This is a genomic window from Janibacter hoylei PVAS-1, from assembly GCF_004025845.1.
Lineage (GTDB): Bacteria > Actinomycetota > Actinomycetes > Actinomycetales > Dermatophilaceae > Janibacter > Janibacter hoylei.
Genome location: NZ_PIPF01000003.1, coordinates 109,685 through 125,632, shown reverse-complemented (window position 1 = coordinate 125,632; position 15,948 = coordinate 109,685). Strand labels below are relative to the sequence as shown.

16 protein-coding genes are annotated in these 15,948 nt (G+C 71.8%); 10 read left to right on the top strand and 6 right to left on the bottom strand.

Translation table 11 applies throughout. From position 1 onward, the window contains the following. Positions 1-19 precede the first annotated feature (19 nt). On the bottom strand, positions 20-1,033 hold the full coding sequence (locus tag CWN80_RS03970; RefSeq protein ID WP_007924335.1) for a glycoside hydrolase family 3 N-terminal domain-containing protein: 1,014 nt from the start codon (positions 1,031-1,033) through the stop codon (positions 20-22). Between CWN80_RS03970 and CWN80_RS15745 the strand changes: the two genes are divergently transcribed. Both CWN80_RS15745 and CWN80_RS03965 read left to right on the top strand, forming a co-directional pair. Continuing rightward, positions 1,032-1,277 (top strand): hypothetical protein, encoded by a 246-nt coding sequence (locus tag CWN80_RS15745; protein WP_007924336.1) that lies wholly within the window; start codon positions 1,032-1,034, stop codon positions 1,275-1,277. The two genes, CWN80_RS03970 and CWN80_RS15745, sit on opposite strands and share 2 nt — an antisense overlap. A 133-nt stretch (positions 1,278-1,410) precedes the next feature. Then, the gene (locus tag CWN80_RS03965) at positions 1,411-2,949 is read left to right on the top strand and encodes a DUF11 domain-containing protein (RefSeq protein ID WP_083853583.1); all 1,539 of its coding nucleotides are present in this window, start codon (positions 1,411-1,413) and stop codon (positions 2,947-2,949) included. 15 nt (positions 2,950-2,964) lie between these two features. On the opposite strand, the gene CWN80_RS03960 is transcribed toward CWN80_RS03965, so the two are convergent. Then, complete coding sequence (locus CWN80_RS03960; RefSeq protein ID WP_128276920.1) at positions 2,965-4,218, bottom strand: class I SAM-dependent methyltransferase; 1,254 nt, start codon at positions 4,216-4,218, stop codon at positions 2,965-2,967. Positions 4,219-4,421: 203 nt separating this feature from the next. Here CWN80_RS03960 and groES point away from each other — a divergent pair, with 203 nt between their 5' ends. The 5 genes from groES (at position 4,422) to CWN80_RS03935 (ending at position 9,368) form a co-directional block, all read left to right on the top strand. Continuing rightward, entirely contained in the window at positions 4,422-4,718 is a 297-nt protein-coding gene (gene groES, locus CWN80_RS03955; protein ID WP_007924339.1) for a co-chaperone GroES, read from the top strand. 101 nt (positions 4,719-4,819) lie between these two features. Then, complete coding sequence (gene groL / locus CWN80_RS03950; protein WP_007924340.1) at positions 4,820-6,421, top strand: chaperonin GroEL; 1,602 nt, start codon at positions 4,820-4,822, stop codon at positions 6,419-6,421. A 231-nt stretch (positions 6,422-6,652) separates the two neighbouring features. Then, entirely contained in the window at positions 6,653-7,186 is a 534-nt protein-coding gene (locus tag CWN80_RS03945) for a PadR family transcriptional regulator (RefSeq protein ID WP_128276919.1), read from the top strand. Further along, positions 7,183-7,887, top strand: coding sequence for an ABC transporter ATP-binding protein (locus CWN80_RS03940; RefSeq protein ID WP_007924343.1), 705 nt, complete (start codon positions 7,183-7,185; stop codon positions 7,885-7,887). The genes CWN80_RS03945 and CWN80_RS03940 overlap by 4 nt, the downstream gene beginning before the upstream one ends. Beyond that, the gene (locus CWN80_RS03935) at positions 7,884-9,368 is read left to right on the top strand and encodes a hypothetical protein (RefSeq protein ID WP_007924344.1); all 1,485 of its coding nucleotides are present in this window, start codon (positions 7,884-7,886) and stop codon (positions 9,366-9,368) included. Before CWN80_RS03940 ends, CWN80_RS03935 begins: the two co-directional genes overlap by 4 nt. Positions 9,369-9,390: 22 nt before the next feature. Here the strand turns inward: CWN80_RS03935 and serA are convergent, their stop codons facing one another. Next, on the bottom strand, positions 9,391-10,593 hold the full coding sequence (serA, locus tag CWN80_RS03930) for a phosphoglycerate dehydrogenase (RefSeq protein ID WP_007924345.1): 1,203 nt from the start codon (positions 10,591-10,593) through the stop codon (positions 9,391-9,393). Positions 10,594-10,690: 97 nt separating this feature from the next. Between serA and CWN80_RS03925 the strand changes: the two genes are divergently transcribed. Then, positions 10,691-11,386 (top strand): aspartate/glutamate racemase family protein, encoded by a 696-nt coding sequence (locus CWN80_RS03925; RefSeq protein WP_040880531.1) that lies wholly within the window; start codon positions 10,691-10,693, stop codon positions 11,384-11,386. Positions 11,387-11,602: 216 nt separating this feature from the next. Here CWN80_RS03925 and CWN80_RS03920 read toward each other — a convergent pair whose 3' ends face one another. Both CWN80_RS03920 and CWN80_RS03915 read right to left on the bottom strand, forming a co-directional pair. Then, positions 11,603-11,848: an RNA-binding S4 domain-containing protein gene (locus tag CWN80_RS03920; protein ID WP_007924347.1), complete on the bottom strand. Its 246-nt coding sequence runs from the start codon at positions 11,846-11,848 to the stop codon at positions 11,603-11,605. Between the two features lie 31 nt (positions 11,849-11,879). Then, positions 11,880-12,182, bottom strand: a complete 303-nt coding sequence (locus CWN80_RS03915) for a WhiB family transcriptional regulator (protein ID WP_007924349.1) — start codon at positions 12,180-12,182, stop codon at positions 11,880-11,882. A gap of 176 nt (positions 12,183-12,358) precedes the next feature. Between CWN80_RS03915 and guaB the strand changes: the two genes are divergently transcribed. Together guaB and CWN80_RS03905 are read left to right on the top strand one after the other, a co-directional pair. Next, positions 12,359-13,906: an IMP dehydrogenase gene (guaB, locus tag CWN80_RS03910; protein WP_007924350.1), complete on the top strand. Its 1,548-nt coding sequence runs from the start codon at positions 12,359-12,361 to the stop codon at positions 13,904-13,906. Positions 13,907-13,908: 2 nt separating this feature from the next. After that, entirely contained in the window at positions 13,909-14,910 is a 1,002-nt protein-coding gene (locus CWN80_RS03905; protein WP_128276917.1) for a hypothetical protein, read from the top strand. Here the strand turns inward: CWN80_RS03905 and CWN80_RS03900 are convergent. Further along, positions 14,894-15,928 (bottom strand): P1 family peptidase, encoded by a 1,035-nt coding sequence (locus CWN80_RS03900; protein ID WP_007924354.1) that lies wholly within the window; start codon positions 15,926-15,928, stop codon positions 14,894-14,896. The genes CWN80_RS03905 and CWN80_RS03900 overlap by 17 nt on opposite strands. Between the last annotated feature and the right edge of the window lie 20 nt (positions 15,929-15,948).

Genomic DNA, 15,948 nt, shown 5'->3' with positions numbered 1-15,948 from the left:
GGAAAATGCGCAGGTGGGCTCAGCCGCAGCGCAGCAGGCCCATGTCCTCCTTGAGAGTCAGCACCCGGGTCACCGAGGCCGTGACCTGCTTGCCGAAGGCCGTGTCGCCCTTCGCCTTGGTCTCGATCGCGGAGACCATCGTCGGGACCTGGCTCGGGTCGGCGGTCAGCACGATGTCGCCACCGGCAGCGACGAACTTCGTCGCCCGCTCCGGCACCGGGGTCGCGGCGACCGCCTTGGCCGCACCGACGTCGTCGGTGATGACGACGCCGTCGAAGTCCATGTCCTCGCGGAGCATGCCGGTGACGATCTTCTGCGAAAACAGGGCGGGCGTCTCGCCGTCGATCTTCGAGTACCTGGCGGAGCCGACCATGACGATCTTGGTCCCGCCCTCGATGGTTTCGGCGAAGGGGGCGAGGTAGGGGTCCTTCGTCGTCGCCGTGGAGTCGGTGATGCCGGTGGCCTGCAGGTCGGTGTTGCCGGTGATCCGACCGATGCCCGGGAAGTGCTTGACCGTCGGCTCCACGCCGGCGTCCTGCATGCCGCGGGCGAAGGCGAGCGAGCCCTTGCCGGCGGCCACCGGGGTCGAGCCGTACTGCCGGTCCCACTTGCCGATCGGCTCGTTGGCCCGTCCGATGTCCGCCGGGACGGTGTCGGCGACGGGGGCGAGGTTGACGTTGACACCCGCCTGCTTGAGCTCGCTGCCCCACGCCTGGGCCGAGGCCCGCAGGTCGGCGTCCTGGGCCTGCTCGAGGCCGGAGGGCATCGGGGTGAAGCCCGTGCCGGTGAGCTGCTGGACCTCGCCACCCTCTTGGTCGGCCGCGACGAGCATGCCGACCTTGGTGCCGTCGACGGTCGGGGCGACCTCCTGCAGGTGCTGACTGGCGGCAGCCGCGGTGGAGCGGTCCTGCCAGCCGCCGAGGTAGAGCATCGAGCCCAGGCCCTGCGCCCCGATGACCTGGTCGAGGCTGGTCGCCGGGCCCGGCTGCATGGCGGCCATGATCAGCTGGCCGGCCTGCTGGGTGGGCGTCATGGCGTCGCGTACCCGCGAGACGCAGGCGCTGGCCTTCGGGCCGTCCGCGGTCGCGGAGGCCGAGCTCGAGGACCGTGAGGAGGTGCTCGAGGAGGTCGGCGACGACGACGCGGAGGTCGAGGTCGACGTGCTCGACCCGGAGCTCGCCGGAGACGACGTCGAGCCGGTCGGGTCCTCTCCGGTCCCGCCGCCGCACCCGACGAGGGCGAGGACGGCGAGGCCTGCGGCGGCGCGGGTCAGGTGACGGGCTCGGGTCGACATGGCATGCACGCTACCTGCGAGGGCGAAGGGGGGCCCCGGGCTCGGGCGCGCAGACCCCTGTACGCGGCGCGCCGTTGCCGCTACCGTGTCCCACGACACACGTCTGTGGAGGCGCGATGCGTGTACGTACGTCGATGTCCCGGTGGTTCTTTGCCGCCGTCCTGACCATGTTCGGTGCCGTGGCCGGTGCGCCGTCGTCGTCCGCCGCAGAGATCGAGTCGGGGGGACCGCTCACCTCGATCGACATCTCGCCGGTGCTCAACTGCGACGTGCGCTACGAGGGCGACGTGATGGGTGAGTGGTACGACGACATCGCCTGCGGCACCTTCGTCGCCTTCGACGACCGGCTCTTCGGCCCCGAGAGGGTCCCGGCGGGTGGCGATGCCACCCTGGTCGACAACTACGAGCCCTTCACCGCGGTCTCGCAGAGCGGGCCGACCGGGGCCGGAACGAGTGCCAGTCCCTACACCGTCACCACGACGGTCGGTCTGGGTGACACCGGGGCGACGCTAACGCAGGTCGACACCTACGTCGCCGGGGCGACCGCCTACCGGACGGACATCCGCATCACCGGCGGTGCGACCACCGGTGATGCCGTGGTCTTCCGCGGTGGCGACTGCTACCTCCAGGACAGCGACTTCGGGCTCGGGCAGGTCCTCGACGGCAACTCCCCGGTCTGCAAGGCGCAGCCTGACTCCGTCAACCCCGAGCGGGTCGAGGGCATGCGGCCACTGAGCAGCGGTGCCGCCTACATCGAGGCCGGGTACAACCAGGTGTGGGAGGCGATCGGCAGAGGCGAGATGCTGCCCAACACCTGTCGCTGCGACGAGCGGATCGACAACGGCATCGCGATCTCGTGGACTCGGGAGATCAGCCAGGGCGCCACCGTGACGCTGTCGAGCCTGACCTTCTTCTCACCCGTCGGCACGACTCCGCTCACCGTGAGCAAGACGGTTGACCAGTCCGAGGTGTCGGCCGGCTCCGAGGTCACCTACACGATCCGGGTCTCCAATCCCGGGGCGACGAGCCAGGTCGTGAGCTCGGTGACTGACTCGCTGCCCGCCGGGTTCACCTACGTGCCGGGCTCGACGACCGGCGCGACGACGAACGACCCGACGGGCACCACCGACCTGACGTGGACGGATGACATCGAGGTACCTGCGGCGACGGGCGACACCCCGGGCTCGGTGTCGTTGAGCTTCCGGGCCACCGTCTCCGACGTCGCAGGGACGTACACCAACACGGCCAGTGCGACGGGCGAGGGCGTGACCGTCGTCGCCGCCGAGGACACCGCCCCGGTCACCGTCACGGCAGCGAGCCCGACGACCGCCACCTCGACGACCTCGACCTCCACCTCGACGACATCGTCGAGCAGCACGTCGACGAGCACCACCTCCACCTCGACCAGCTCCACCCCGACGTCGACGACGACGAGCGACCCGACGGCGACCACGAGCCAGCCGACCTCGACGACGACCGGGGGGCCGACGGCGACCGTCTCCGGTGGCCCGGAGACACCTGACGTCGTCCAGACCGACGGTGGGCCGATGGACTCCGCGTCAGGCGGCGCACTCGTGGTCCTCGCCGGTGCGGCCGGTCTGGGTCTGCTGCTCGCCCTGCGGTGGAGCGTGATGCGGCCGAGCCGACGCCACTGACGCGGGGCGGCAGACTTAGCCGTCGGCGAGAGCAGCCGGGCGCACGACGAGGACAACTTGGTCGCCGCCGACGCGCGTGAGCACGATGGTCGCGCTCTCGCCGGACCCTGCGCCGCGGCCGATCTTCAGCTGCTTGCGCAGCTGGTCCTCGTCGAGCCGGATCCCGCGCTTCTTGACCGTCAGCCCGGTGATGCCGCGCTCGCGCAGCCAGGCGCGCAGGCCCTTGACGGTGAAGGGCATCGCCTCGAGGACCTCGTAGCGGCGGGCGTGGCCGAGGTCGAGCGCCTGATCGCTCGTGACGTAACCCAGGCCGGTCTCGAGCTCGATGCCCGAGACCGCGCCGGTGACGGTGCCGATGAGCCCGGCCCGCGTGACCGCACGGTCGGCCTCGTAGAGCCAGGTGCCCGTGTCGTCGAGGGAGTGCGCGACGCCGGGGTCCTCCTCGCAGGTGCGCTGGTCGACCTCGACGGGCGGGGCCCCCTTGCGCAGGACGCGGGCGGACCGGCCGGCCTCCTTGACGAGCGGCCCCCACCAGACGGTGCACTCGAGGACGGTGCCCTGCCACGAGGTCCACTGGGCCTCGGTGCCGAGCGGTGGGATGTCGTGGGGGAGCGACGGGGAGAGCTTGGCCCCGGTCGCGGGCACGTCGCGGGCGACGGAGAGCACGAAGTCCCACGACGGTGAGATCTCGTCGAGCCGGAAGACCCGTCGGGTGCGCCCGGAGCGGTCGGCCACGCCCGGGGTGCGGCGGGCGGGGTCGAGCCACACGCCGGCGCGGGAGCGAAGGGGGTCCAGCGGCGCCTCGAAGTCCTCGGCCACGCCCGTGCGCGCCCGGCTGTCGGGCCACGGCCGCAGGTTGACGTCGGCAATGGCGGCAGTGAGCGGGTCGGCGTCGACGCCGTGGACGGTGACGCCGAGAGCGCTCATCGCCATTGCGTCCGAGCCGATGCCGCAGCCGAGGTCGTGGACCGTCGCGAGGCTCGCCGCGGCGTAGCGGCCGGCGTGGGTGGCGGCGACCTCGAGCCGGCTGGCCTGCTCGAGGCCGTCGGGGGTGAAGAGCATGCCATCGGCGAACTCGCCGAACTTGTCGCGGGCCCGGCCCTGGAGGCGCTTCTGCGTCATCAGGCCGGCGGCCTGCTCGGCGGTGAGTCCATCCCTGCGCAGGCGGTCGGTGACCGTGACGGCCTCCGCCTCCGTGTACTCGGGGAGATCGTGCAGGTGGGCATGCCCCTCGGGGGAGGCGAGCCAACGCACGGTCTGGATGTCCACAGGCGCATTGTCCATGGTGGGTGCCCGATCCGCAGCCGCCACCCTCGCTGGCACTCGGGTTGACCGAGTGCCAAATGGCGTCCTAGATTGATCTTGGCACTCACCACTGGCGAGTGCCAGATGCCACGGTTGGACGACCCCCGCGACGGCGCCCGGCCAGGCTTCGCCCCAGAACTCACATTCGTCCCACAGAAGGAGTCACCGTGTCGGTTTCCATCAAGCCGCTCGAGGACAGGATCGTCGTCAAGGGCATCGAGGCGCAGCAGACCACCGCCTCCGGCCTCGTCATCCCGGACACCGCCAAGGAGAAGCCGCAGGAGGGCGAGGTCGTCGCCGTCGGCCCCGGCCGTTTCAACGACGACGGTGACGAGCGCGTCCCGATGGACATCTCCGTCGGCGACCGCGTCATCTACTCCAAGTACGGCGGCACCGAGATCAAGCACGGTGGCGAGGAGTACCTCATCCTCTCCGCCCGCGACGTGCTCGCGATCCTCGCCTGAGCCTGCGCACGACACACAGCTGACGCCCCGGGTGCGGCCCTCTCCCGGGCCCGCCGGGGCGTCGCGCTTCATCTCCCTTCGTCAAGAACCTAAGGACAGACATGGCCAAGGAACTGGAGTTCAACGACTCCGCCCGTGACGCCCTCCAGCGCGGCGTCGACCAGCTCGCCAATGCCGTCAAGGTGACGCTCGGCCCCAAGGGTCGCAACGTCGTCATCGACAAGCAGTGGGGCGCCCCGACGATCACCAACGACGGCGTGACCATCGCCCGCGAGATCGAGCTCGAGGACCCGTACGAAAACCTCGGCGCGCAGCTCGCCAAGGAGGTCGCGACCAAGACCAACGACGTCGCCGGTGACGGCACGACGACCGCGACCGTCCTCGCCCAGGCCATGGTCAAGGAGGGCCTGCGCAATGTCGCCGCCGGTGCCGCTCCGTCCGGCCTCAAGCGGGGCATCGACAAGGCCGTCGAGGCCGTCTCCGCGCGCCTCCTCGAGATCGCCCGCGAGGTCGAGGGCAAGGAGGAGATCGCCCAGGTCGCCTCCCTCTCCGCCCAGGACCAGGGCATCGGCGGGATCATCGCCGACGCCTTCGACAAGGTCGGCAAGGACGGCGTCATCACCGTCGAGGAGTCCTCGACCGCCGAGACCGCGCTCGACTTCACCGAGGGCATGCAGTTCGACAAGGGCTACATCAGCCCCTACTTCGTCACCGACCCGGAGCGCATGGAGGGTGTCCTCGAGGACGCCTACGTCCTGATCAACCAGGGCAAGATCTCCACGATCCAGGACATCCTCCCGGTGCTGGAGAAGGTCGTCCAGAGCGGCAAGCCGCTGCTCATCATCGCCGAGGACATCGAGGGCGAGGCCCTCTCCACCCTCGTGGTGAACAAGCTCAAGGGCGTCTTCAACGTCGCGGCCGTCAAGGCCCCGGGCTTCGGCGACCGCCGCAAGGCGATGCTCCAGGACATCGCCATCCTCACCGGCGGTCAGGTCATCGCCGAGGAGGTCGGCCTCAAGCTCGACCAGGTCGGTCTCGAGGACCTCGGTCAGGCCCGTCGTGTCGTCGTCACCAAGGACGCGACGACGATCATCGACGGCCAGGGTGCCGCCGACGACGTCACCGGTCGGGTCAACCAGATCAAGTCCGAGATCGAGCGGACCGACTCCGACTGGGACCGCGAGAAGCTCCAGGAGCGCCTCGCGAAGCTCGCCGGTGGCGTCTGCGTCATCCAGGTCGGTGCCCACACCGAGGTCGAGCTCAAGGAGAAGAAGCACCGCATCGAGGACGCGATCTCCGCGACCCGCGCGGCCATCGAGGAGGGCATCGTCGCCGGCGGTGGCTCCTCGCTCGCCCACGCGGTCTCCGTCGTCGAGAGCCTCGGCCTCGAGGGTGACGAGCAGGTCGGCGCCAACATCGTGCGGACCGCCGGCGTCGAGCCGCTGCGCTGGATCGCCGAGAACGCCGGTCTCGAGGGCTACGTCGCCGTCGCCAAGGTGCAGGAGCTGACCCCCGGTCAGGGCCTCAACGCCGCGACCGGCGAGTACGGCGACCTCATCGGCCAGGGCGTCATCGACCCGGTCAAGGTCACCCGCTCCGCGCTCGTCAACGCCGCCTCGATCGCGTCGATGGTCCTGACCACCGACACGCTCGTCGTGGACAAGAAGGAAGACGAGGACGAGGGCCACGGCCACTCGCACTGACGTCCGACCCCACGAAGGGGGCGGCGCACCGATCCGGTGCGCCGCCCCCTTCGTCGTCCGCCGGTGCTCTGAGAGGTCGCCCGTCTCGGAGGGGGGAGTCCGGTGGGCGTGTCGTGCTCGGTACGCGTCGGTATGCCGCACGACACGCCCACCTGATGTGTCGGACCGGGCGTGGCCTGACTGCTCGAAGGGACCTTGACGCCACTATTCACATAGTGAATAGTGGCCCTCGTGACGACCGGACACGTGCTCATGGGGCTGCTGAGCAGGGGGCCGCAGCACGGGTACGACCTGAAGCGTCACCACGACGAGCTGCTCCCGGCGGCGCGACCGATGGCCTTCGGGCAGGTGTACGCGGCGCTGGGGCGGCTCGCCGGCAAGGGGCTCGTGGCCGAGGCGACGACGGAGCAGGGGAGCGGCCCGGAGCGGCTCGTCTACGAGCTCACCGACGCCGGCCGCGCGGAGGTGGACGCCTGGGCAGGAGCCCCGGACGGTCCCGGCGAGCACGTCGCCAACCCGCTCGCCACCAAGGTCGCGGTCGCCCTGCTCGTGGGTGGACCCGACGCCGCCGCGACCTACCTGCGCCGCCAGCGCGCGGCCCACCTCGAGCGCATGCGCTCGCTGACCCGCGACAAGCGGGAGGCGAAGGGGGACCTGCACCGGGTCCTCGCCGCCGACTACGCACTGAGCCACCTCGACGCCGACGTCCGGTGGATGGAGGACGCGCTCGAGCGCGTCCACGACCTCGAAGGGGAGCAGGGATGACGACACCGCACGAGGGCCACGCGCTACCCGTCGACGCGACAGGCGTCGTGCACGACTACGGGCGTCGGCCGGCGCTGCGCGGCGTCGACCTGTCGGTCGCGGAGGGAGAGCTCGTCGCGGTCACCGGGCCGAGCGGCTCCGGCAAGTCGACGCTCCTGCACGCCCTCTCCGGGGTCATCCGGCCGGACGAAGGGGAGGTGAGGGTCGGTGACCGTGCGGTCACCTCGATGTCGGAGGACGAGCGCTCGCGACTGCGCCGCACGCAGGTCGGCGTGCTCTTCCAGTTCGGGCAGCTGCTCGACGAGCTGACCCTGGCCGACAACGTCGCCCTGCCGCTGCTGCTGGAGGGGCGCCGGCGGGGCGAGGCGCTCGAGACGGCCGGGGCCTGGCTGGCCCGGGTCGGCATCGGGGACCTGGCCGATGACCTGCCGACGCAGGTGAGTGGCGGGCAGGCCCAGAGGGCCGCCCTCGCGCGAGCGCTCGTGACCAACCCGGGGGTGCTCTTCGCCGACGAGCCCACCGGGGCGCTCGACTCGCGCGCCGGCGAGTCTGTCATGGAGCTCATCACCGACGTCGCCGCCGAGGAGGGGCTGACGGTCGTCCTCGTCACCCACGACGCCCGCATCGCGGCCTACGCCGACCGCGAGGTCATCCTGCGCGACGGCCGGCTCGACGTCGACGACACGGCGCCGGTCCGATGAGCCTCGCGTGGTCGGAGGCGGCCCGGCTCGGGGCGAAGGGAGGCCCCGCAGACCGGTTGCGCCGTGGCCTGATGCTCGTCTGCTCCGCACTGGGGGCGGTGCTCGCGGCCGCGGCCGCCACCGTGCCGTCGCAGTGGGGTGAGGGCGTCGGCAACTCCTCGGTGCTCGGCCTGCTGCTCGTGGACCGCGACGTCTCGGTTGGGGTGCTGGTCGCCCTCCTCGTCATGGCGCTGCCCGTGGCCCACCTGGCGGTCCAGGCCGTGCAGGTCGGGGCGCCCGCGCGCGACCGGCGGCTCATGGCCCTGAGGGCTGCTGGCGCGACCCTCGCCGACGTGCGGCGGGTCGTGCGCACGGAGGCGCTGGTCTGGTGCTCCCTCGGTGCCGCGCCGGGTCTCGTCACCTACGTCGCAGCCCTGCGCGTCGCGCCGCACGTGCTGCAGGTCCAGTACGCAGATCGCGAGGACGAGGTGCGAGGGAGCGGCGAGCTGGCCGGCACCGTGCCCGTGCTCGGGCTCGACGTCTGGCCGCACCCGCTCGTGCTCGTGGCGGCAGCAGCCGCCATCCCGTGCCTCGCCTCGCTGCTCGTGCCGCGTGTGGTCCGACGGGCGCCGGTGCTCGCGTCGGCCCCGCCCCCGGACGGGCGCCCGATGAGTCCGCGGCTCGCCGCGATCTACCTCGGCAGCGCCGTGGTGGCCGGGGCCTGCGTGCTGGCGATGATCTTCGTCCCCGTGGCCGGCGACAGCTGGCAGGGCGAGGTGATGGGGTGGCTCTTCGTCCCCTTCGTGCTCGCGACCTTCGTCCTGGGGCTGTGCACCCTCGTCGTGCTCGCCTCCGGTACGGCGGCCCGGGTGGGCCGGGTCCTGGTCCGTCGGGGTGGGGCCGTGGGTCTCCTCGCGGGGCGCCGGATGCAGGCGCAGCCGGGTCTGGCCTCCCGGTCAGCGGTCTCCCTCGTCCTCGTCGGCTTCGTCGCCGGTCTGGCCGTCCCGCTGCAGGGTGTCATCGAGTCCGAGTACATGGCGCAGCGGACCGATGGCGGGTCCATCGTCTACAGCGTGCCTACGCTCGACCTGCTCTACTACTCGCTGCCGGTCGTCGCCGCGCAGGTGCTGGCCGTGGTGGCCGGCGGGCTCGCCGCGATCGGTCTGCTCGTCGCCGTCGCCGAGCAGGTCTCGCTGCGAGGCGCCGACCTGGCCAGGCAGGTGGCCCTGGGGGTCCCACGTCGCGTCATCCGCACGGCACTGGTCGTCGAGACGGCCACCCCAGCCGCCGTTGTGACGACGGTGGCGCTGCTCCTCGGCGCGGCTGTCCCGGTGCTCTCGGTGACGCTCACCGGCAATGCCTCACTCCTGGGCCGGGTCGAGTGGGCTCGGCTCGCCGGGATCTGGGTGGCTCTGCTGGCCGCGGTCGGCCTCGCGGCGTGGGTCGGGGGCCGTGCGCTGCCGAGCGCCACCGGTGCTCGACGGATCCGCGACCGGGAGTGACCCCGTTCGCGCGAAGGGAGTGTCAGGCCGTGACGATGACGCGGACCTCGACGGTCTCGGGCAGGTCGCGCAGGCGCTGCTCGGTGTCGGCGGGCAGGCCGCTCGCCAGGTCGGTGACGGCGTAGCCGTACTCGCCCTTGGTGCTCAGCTGCTGGCTGTCGATGTTGACGTCGCCCTCGGAGAGGATCGTGTTGACCCGGGCGAGGACACCGGGGACGTTCTTGTGCAGGTGGAGGATGCGGGTGCCGCCGTCGGCGACCGGTGCCGCGACCGCCGGGACGTTGACCGACATGGTTGTCGCACCGGTGCTCGCCCAGTCGCGCAGCTTGCCGGAGACGTAGCGCCCGATGTCGAGCTGGGCCTCCTCGGTGGACCCGCCGACGTGGGGGGTGAGGATGACGTTGGGGATGCCCTGCAGGCAGTTGTGGAAGGGGTCGCCCGCCTTCTTGGGCTCGCTCGGGAAGACGTCGACGGCCGCGCCGGCGATGTGCCCCGACAGGAGGTTGTCGCGCAGCGCCTCGAGGTCGACGACGAAGCCGCGCGAGAGGTTGAGGAAGAGGCTGCGCGGGCGCATCTTGGCAAACTGCTCGGCGCCGAAGTTGCCCGCATTGCCCGCGCGGCCGTCGACGTGGAGGGTGATCGTCTCGCAGGTCTCGAGCAACTCGTCGAGGGTCTCGCACTTCTTGGCATTGCCGAGCGGGAGCTTGTCCTCGAGGTCGTAGAAGGACACGTGCATGCCGAAGGCCTCGGCGACGACCGACAGCTGGGCGCCGATGTTGCCGTAGCCGATGATGCCGAGGGTGCGTCCGCGGACCTCGTGCGCGCCCTTCGCCGACTTGTCCCAGACGCCTGCGTGGAGCGCGGCGTTCTTGTCCGTCAGGCGGCGGGCCAGCGAGATGATCTCGCCGAGCGCGAGCTCCACGACGCTGCGGGTGTTGGAAAAGGGGGCGTTGAAGACGACCGTGCCGGCCTGGGCGGCGGCGTCGAGGTCGATCTGGTTGGTGCCGATGCAGAAGGCGCCGATGGCCTTGAGCTCGGGCCGGGCCTCGATGACCGCCCGGGTGACCTTGGTCTTGGAGCGGATACCGACCATGTCGACACCCTCGAGCGCGGCGATCAGCTCGGTCTCGTCGAGCGCACCGGAGCGGGTCTCGACCTCGAAGCCGGCGTCGGTGAGCGCCTCACGGGCGGCCTCGTGGATGTTTTCCAGCAGCAGAACCTTCACGTCGGCAGGGTATGCCCGCCCCCGATGCGACCTCGCACGCGCCCGCCATGCGGAACCAAGGCCCCACGGGCGCAGGGCCGCTGGCTAGGGTGTGGGCATGCGTCTCCTGGGTGTCCTCGGTGGAATGGGCTGGTCGGCGACGGCGGAGTACTACCGCCGTCTCAACGAAGGGGTCGAGGCCCGGCTCGGGGGCCTGCACAGCGCCCGGGTGCTCATCCACAGCGTCGACTTCCAGGCCGTCGACGACGCAGACGAGTCCGGCGACTGGGACGCGATGGCCGACATCCTCGTCGAGGCCGCCCGGAGCCTGCGCGCCGGTGGCGCCGAGGGCATCCTCCTGGCCGCCAACACGATGCACGCGGTCGCCGACCGCATCTCGGCGGACCTGGACATCCCCTTCTTCCACATCGCCGAGGCCACGGCCGAGCGGGTGGCCGGCGCCCACCAGCGCCGGGTCGGTCTGCTCGCGACGGCGACGACGATGGGGGGCGACTTCTACACGACCCCCTTCGAGCGGCGCGGGATCGACGTCGTCCTGCCGGACCCGGCCGACCGGCCGGAGGTCGACCGGATGATCTACGAGGAGCTCGTCCCCGGGATCATCAAGGACAGCTCGCGCAAGGAACTGCGGCGGATCATGCAGGGCATGGCCGATCGGGGCGCCGAGGGCGTCGTGCTCGCGGGCACCGAGCTCGGGCTGCTGCTCGAGGAGGACGACTGCCCGGTGCCGCTGCACGACACCACGGCCGTGCACGTCGACGAGGCGCTCACCTGGATGCTCGCGGAGGGCTGACCCTTCGAGACGGTCGCTGCGCGACCTCCGGGTCCTGAGGAGCGAGTCCGCGCAGCGGGCGAGTGTCTCGAAGGGCAGGGGCCGTGGGTGGTGGAGACGGTCGCTGCGCGACCTCCTCAGGGGCCGTGGGTGGTGGAGACGGTCGCTGCGCGACCTCCGCGCCCTCAGGAGCGAGTCCGCGCAGCGGGCGAGCTTCTCGAAGGGCAGGGACCGTGGTCACCAGGGGACGTCGATCTCCGCCTCGCCGGTGACGACCTCGATCTGCTGACCGCCCATCTCGACGACGCTGCCGGCGCGGATCTGGGCGCCGCGGCGGGTCTCGGGGGCGCCGTCGACGCTCACCTGACCGGCGGCGATGACCTCACGGGCCATGACGCCGTCCTCCACCAGGCCGGCCAGCTTGAGCAGCTGGCCGAGGCGGATCGACTCGTCGCGGATGTGGACCGGTGCGGGAGAGCTCACGCCACCAGACTAGGTGGCGAAGGGGGAGCGCTCAGCCCGCGAGGCCGGCCCGGGAGATGTCCCGCCCGGCGAGGACGACCTGACGCTCGTCCTCGGTCATGCCGCCCCAGACCCCGAAGGGCTCGCGGATGGCCAGCGCGTGCGCGCGGCAGGCGGCGATGACGGGGCAGGAGGAGCAGATCTCCTTGGCGGCGGCGTCACGCAGACGGCGGGCGGCGCCACGCTCGCCGTCGGGGTGGTAGAAGGACTCGCTGCCGGTCTCGCGGCAGGCTCCCTCGAACTGCCACTCCCACAGGTCTGCCACCGGTCCGGGTGCGGTGCCGTCGTGTCCCATGTCTGTCCCTCCAGAGAAGCCGTGTGGAGGGACCCCGTCGCCTCCGCGTTCCTGAGGGACAACCTAAGGAGATCGAGGCCAACGCAGGTCGTCTGCAGGGTATGGATTCCCCCCGGAAATGCGGCCTTTGGTCAGGAAATGGTCAGGTCAGCGACGCCCTCGAGGTGGCTTAGGATATGGAGATGGATTTCGGTGACCCGACCACCCGTGACGACTCCGGGGCCGGTGTCCCGGACCCCTTCGCCAAGCTGGGGCTGACCTACGACGACGTCCTCCTGCTGCCCGGCTACAGCGAGTTGGCGCCCGGGGACCTGGACACGACGACGCGCCTGACGCGCGAGATCTCCATCCGCACGCCCCTCATCTCGGCGGCCATGGACACCGTGACCGAGTCGCGGATGGCCATCGCCATGGCGCGCCAGGGTGGCATCGGGGTGCTCCACCGCAACCTCTCCATCGAGGACCAGGCCTACCAGGTCGACCTCGTCAAGCGGACCCAGACCGGCATGATCACCAACCCCGTCGTCATTGGCCCCGAGGCCACCCTCGACGACCTCGACCAGCGGTGCGGCGAGTACCGCGTCTCGGGTCTGCCCGTCGTCGACGGTGACAACGTGCTCATCGGCATCATCACCAACCGCGACCTGCGCTTCACGCCCGTGGCCGAGTGGTCCACGACACTCGTGCGCGACGTCATGACCCCGATGCCCCTCATCACCGCCCCGGTCGGCATCTCCCACGAGGACGCGACCCTGCTGCTGCGCCAGCACAAGCGCGAGCGGCTGCCGATCGTCGACGACGCGGGCAAGCTGGCCGGGCTCATCACGGTCAAGGACTTCGTCAAGAGCGAGCAGTTCCCCAATGCGAGCAAGGACGCGCAGGGCCGCCTGCTCGTCGGCGCGGCCATCGGCTACTTCGGCGACGCCTGGGAGCGGGCGACGACCCTCATCGACGCCGGCGTCGACGTCCTCGTCGCCGACACGGCGCACGGGCACGTCCGCCTGCTGCTCGAGATGTGTGAGCGGCTCAAGAAGGACCCGGCGACCCGCCACGTCCAGATCATCGGCGGCAACGTCGCCACCCGCGAGGGGGCGCAGGCCTTCATCGACACCGGCGTCGACGCGATCAAGGTGGGCGTCGGGCCGGGCTCGATCTGCACGACCCGCATCGTCACCGGTGTCGGTGCCCCGCAGATCACCGCGGTCCACGACGCCTCCCTCGCCGCGCGCCCGGCCGGCGTCCCGGTCATCGCCGACGGCGGCCTGCAGCACTCGGGTGACATCGCCAAGGCGCTCGTCGCCGGTGCCGACAGCGTCATGGTCGGCTCGCTCCTCGCCGGCTGCGAGGAGAGCCCGGGCGAGCTGATCTTCGTCGGCGGCAAGCAGTTCAAGGCCTACCGCGGCATGGGCAGCCTCGGCGCCATGAGCAGCCGCGGCAAGAAGTCCTTCAGCAAGGACCGCTACTTCCAGGCCGAGGTGACGAGCGACGACCAGCTCGTCCCCGAGGGCATCGAGGGGCGCGTCGCCTACCGCGGCACCCTCGCCCAGGTCGCCCACCAGATGGTCGGCGGGCTGCGGCAGTCGATGTTCTACGTCGGCGCGGGCACGATCCCCGAGCTGCAGGCGAAGGGGAAGTTCGTCCGGATCACCTCCGCCTCCCTCAAGGAGAGCCACCCGCACGACATCGAGGCGATCGTCGAGGCACCCAACTACAGCGTCCGCTGACCGTGGCCGGGCCGGAGTCGAAGCGCGCGAAGGGCATCGGTGGGCCGCCGGGCAGTCTCCTGTGGTGGATCTCCCAGGTGGCCGGTCTCGTCGTGAGCCTCGTGCTCATGCTCGTGCTGGCCGCCGCGCTGTCGATGCTCACCCGGATGGTCGTCGAGGGCCGCACCGACCCGCCGCTCCACCCGCCGACGGTCGGCGTCTGGTGGCTCCTGTGCACCGGAGCGCTCCTCGTGCCGATGCTGCGTCAGACCTGGCAGGAGCTGGCCTCCGAGCAGGTCCACGTCGACGCGGCCGGCAACGAGCTGCGCATCGACCGGTGGTCGCCGGCCGAGGAGCGCGAGCGCTTCGCGGCGCTGGTCGGTGCCGTCGACCGGGGAGTCGCCGCCCCGCAGACAGATGCCGACGACCGCGATGCCGACGACCGGGCCGCGGCCGACGAGCCGGTCGTCGCGCAAGAGCGGGCACGTGAGCGACCGCAGCGGCAGGCCGCGCGGGAGACCGCAGCCGCGGTCGAGCCGGCGGGGCCGTCGGTGGGACCCGACGGCCGGTGGTCGGCCCCCCTTCGCTGGCTCGAGCTGGCCGGCATGGTCTGCCTCGTCGGCTGGCTGCCGCTGCTGCTCGTCGCGGTGATCGTCTTCGCCGAGCTGCAGGACTCCGTCGCCTCGGAGTGGGGGCTGCTGCCGATGGCGCTGCTGCCGATCGGCTGGGTGCTGCTGTGGGTGCACCACCTGCTGCGGCACCGGTGGCTGCGCACCCGCGAGACCCGCAGCGACCTGGCCGGCCTGCACGGGATGACGGCCTTCGTCCTCGCCGTCGTGCTCGTGCTCGTCGCCCTGACCGGCCTGATCATGCGTGACGAGTTCCTCGGTGTCGCGCTCATCAGCTTCCCGCTCGCCGTCCTGTGCGGCTGGGTGGCCAAGCGCGAGATGCGGCACCACGTCCCCGAGCGCACGAGCAGCAGCGACGGCTCCGACACCCCCGTCGACATCACTCCCTTCGACTGACCGCCGCACGGTACGAGCGCATCTCGGCCCCACCGGTGGCCCTACGGTCGACCGACTCGGCCGCGAGGACCGCCCGGACGATGGCGCGGCTGACGCAGTCGGCGGCAGCGGTCTGCAGCTCCACGAAGGCGAAGGGGTCCACGGCCGGCCCGCCGGGTGTCGACAGGGCGAAGACCGTGTCGCCGTCGAACCCGGTGTGCACCGGCGAGAGCGCCCGGGCGAAGCCGTCGTGCGCGACACCCGCGAGCTTCGCGCAGCCCGCCTTGTCGAGCGCGGCATCCGTGGCCACCACGGCCAGGGTCGTCGCCGTCCCGGCCCGCAGCGCCTGCGCCTCGGCGGCCTGACGCTCCCAGTGGGCCTGCACCGCAACGGGATCGGGCTCGGGCACGTCGACCTCACCCGGTACCAGCAGGCGCTCGGCGAGCAGCCGACCGTCGGGGGAGAGCGGCGAGCCGACCGCGTTGACCGCGACGAGGGCGCCCACCGTCACCCCCGAAGGGAGCACGGCGCTCGCCGACCCGATGCCGCCGCGCAGCCCGCCGGCGCGGGCTCCGGTCCCGGCGCCGACACCCCCTTCGTCCACCGGGCCGTCGCTCGCCGCGAGGTAGGCGGCCCGGCCCTCGTCCGGGCCGGGGTGGTGACGCCACGACCCGGCCCGCCCGAGGTCGAAGAGGATCGCGGCCGGGACGATCGGCACGACCTCACCGGCTCCTGGGCCGGCCGGCCAGCCACGCCCCTCGTCGGCGAGCGCCGCGACGACGCCGTCCGCGGCGGACAGGCCGTAGGCGCTGCCGCCCGACAGGACGACGGCGTCGACGGCGTCGACGAGGTTGAGGGGGTCGAGCAGGTCGGTCTCGCGGGTGCCGGGGCCGCCGCCGCGCACGTCCACCCCACCGGTCGTGCCGACGGGCGGCACGACGACGCTCGTCCCGGTGAGCCAGCCGGGCTCGTCACGGGTGGCATGGCCGACCCGGATGCCCGGGACGTCGGTGATGGCGTTGTGCGCTCCGGGGTGCATGGCACCAGCATGCCCGCGGA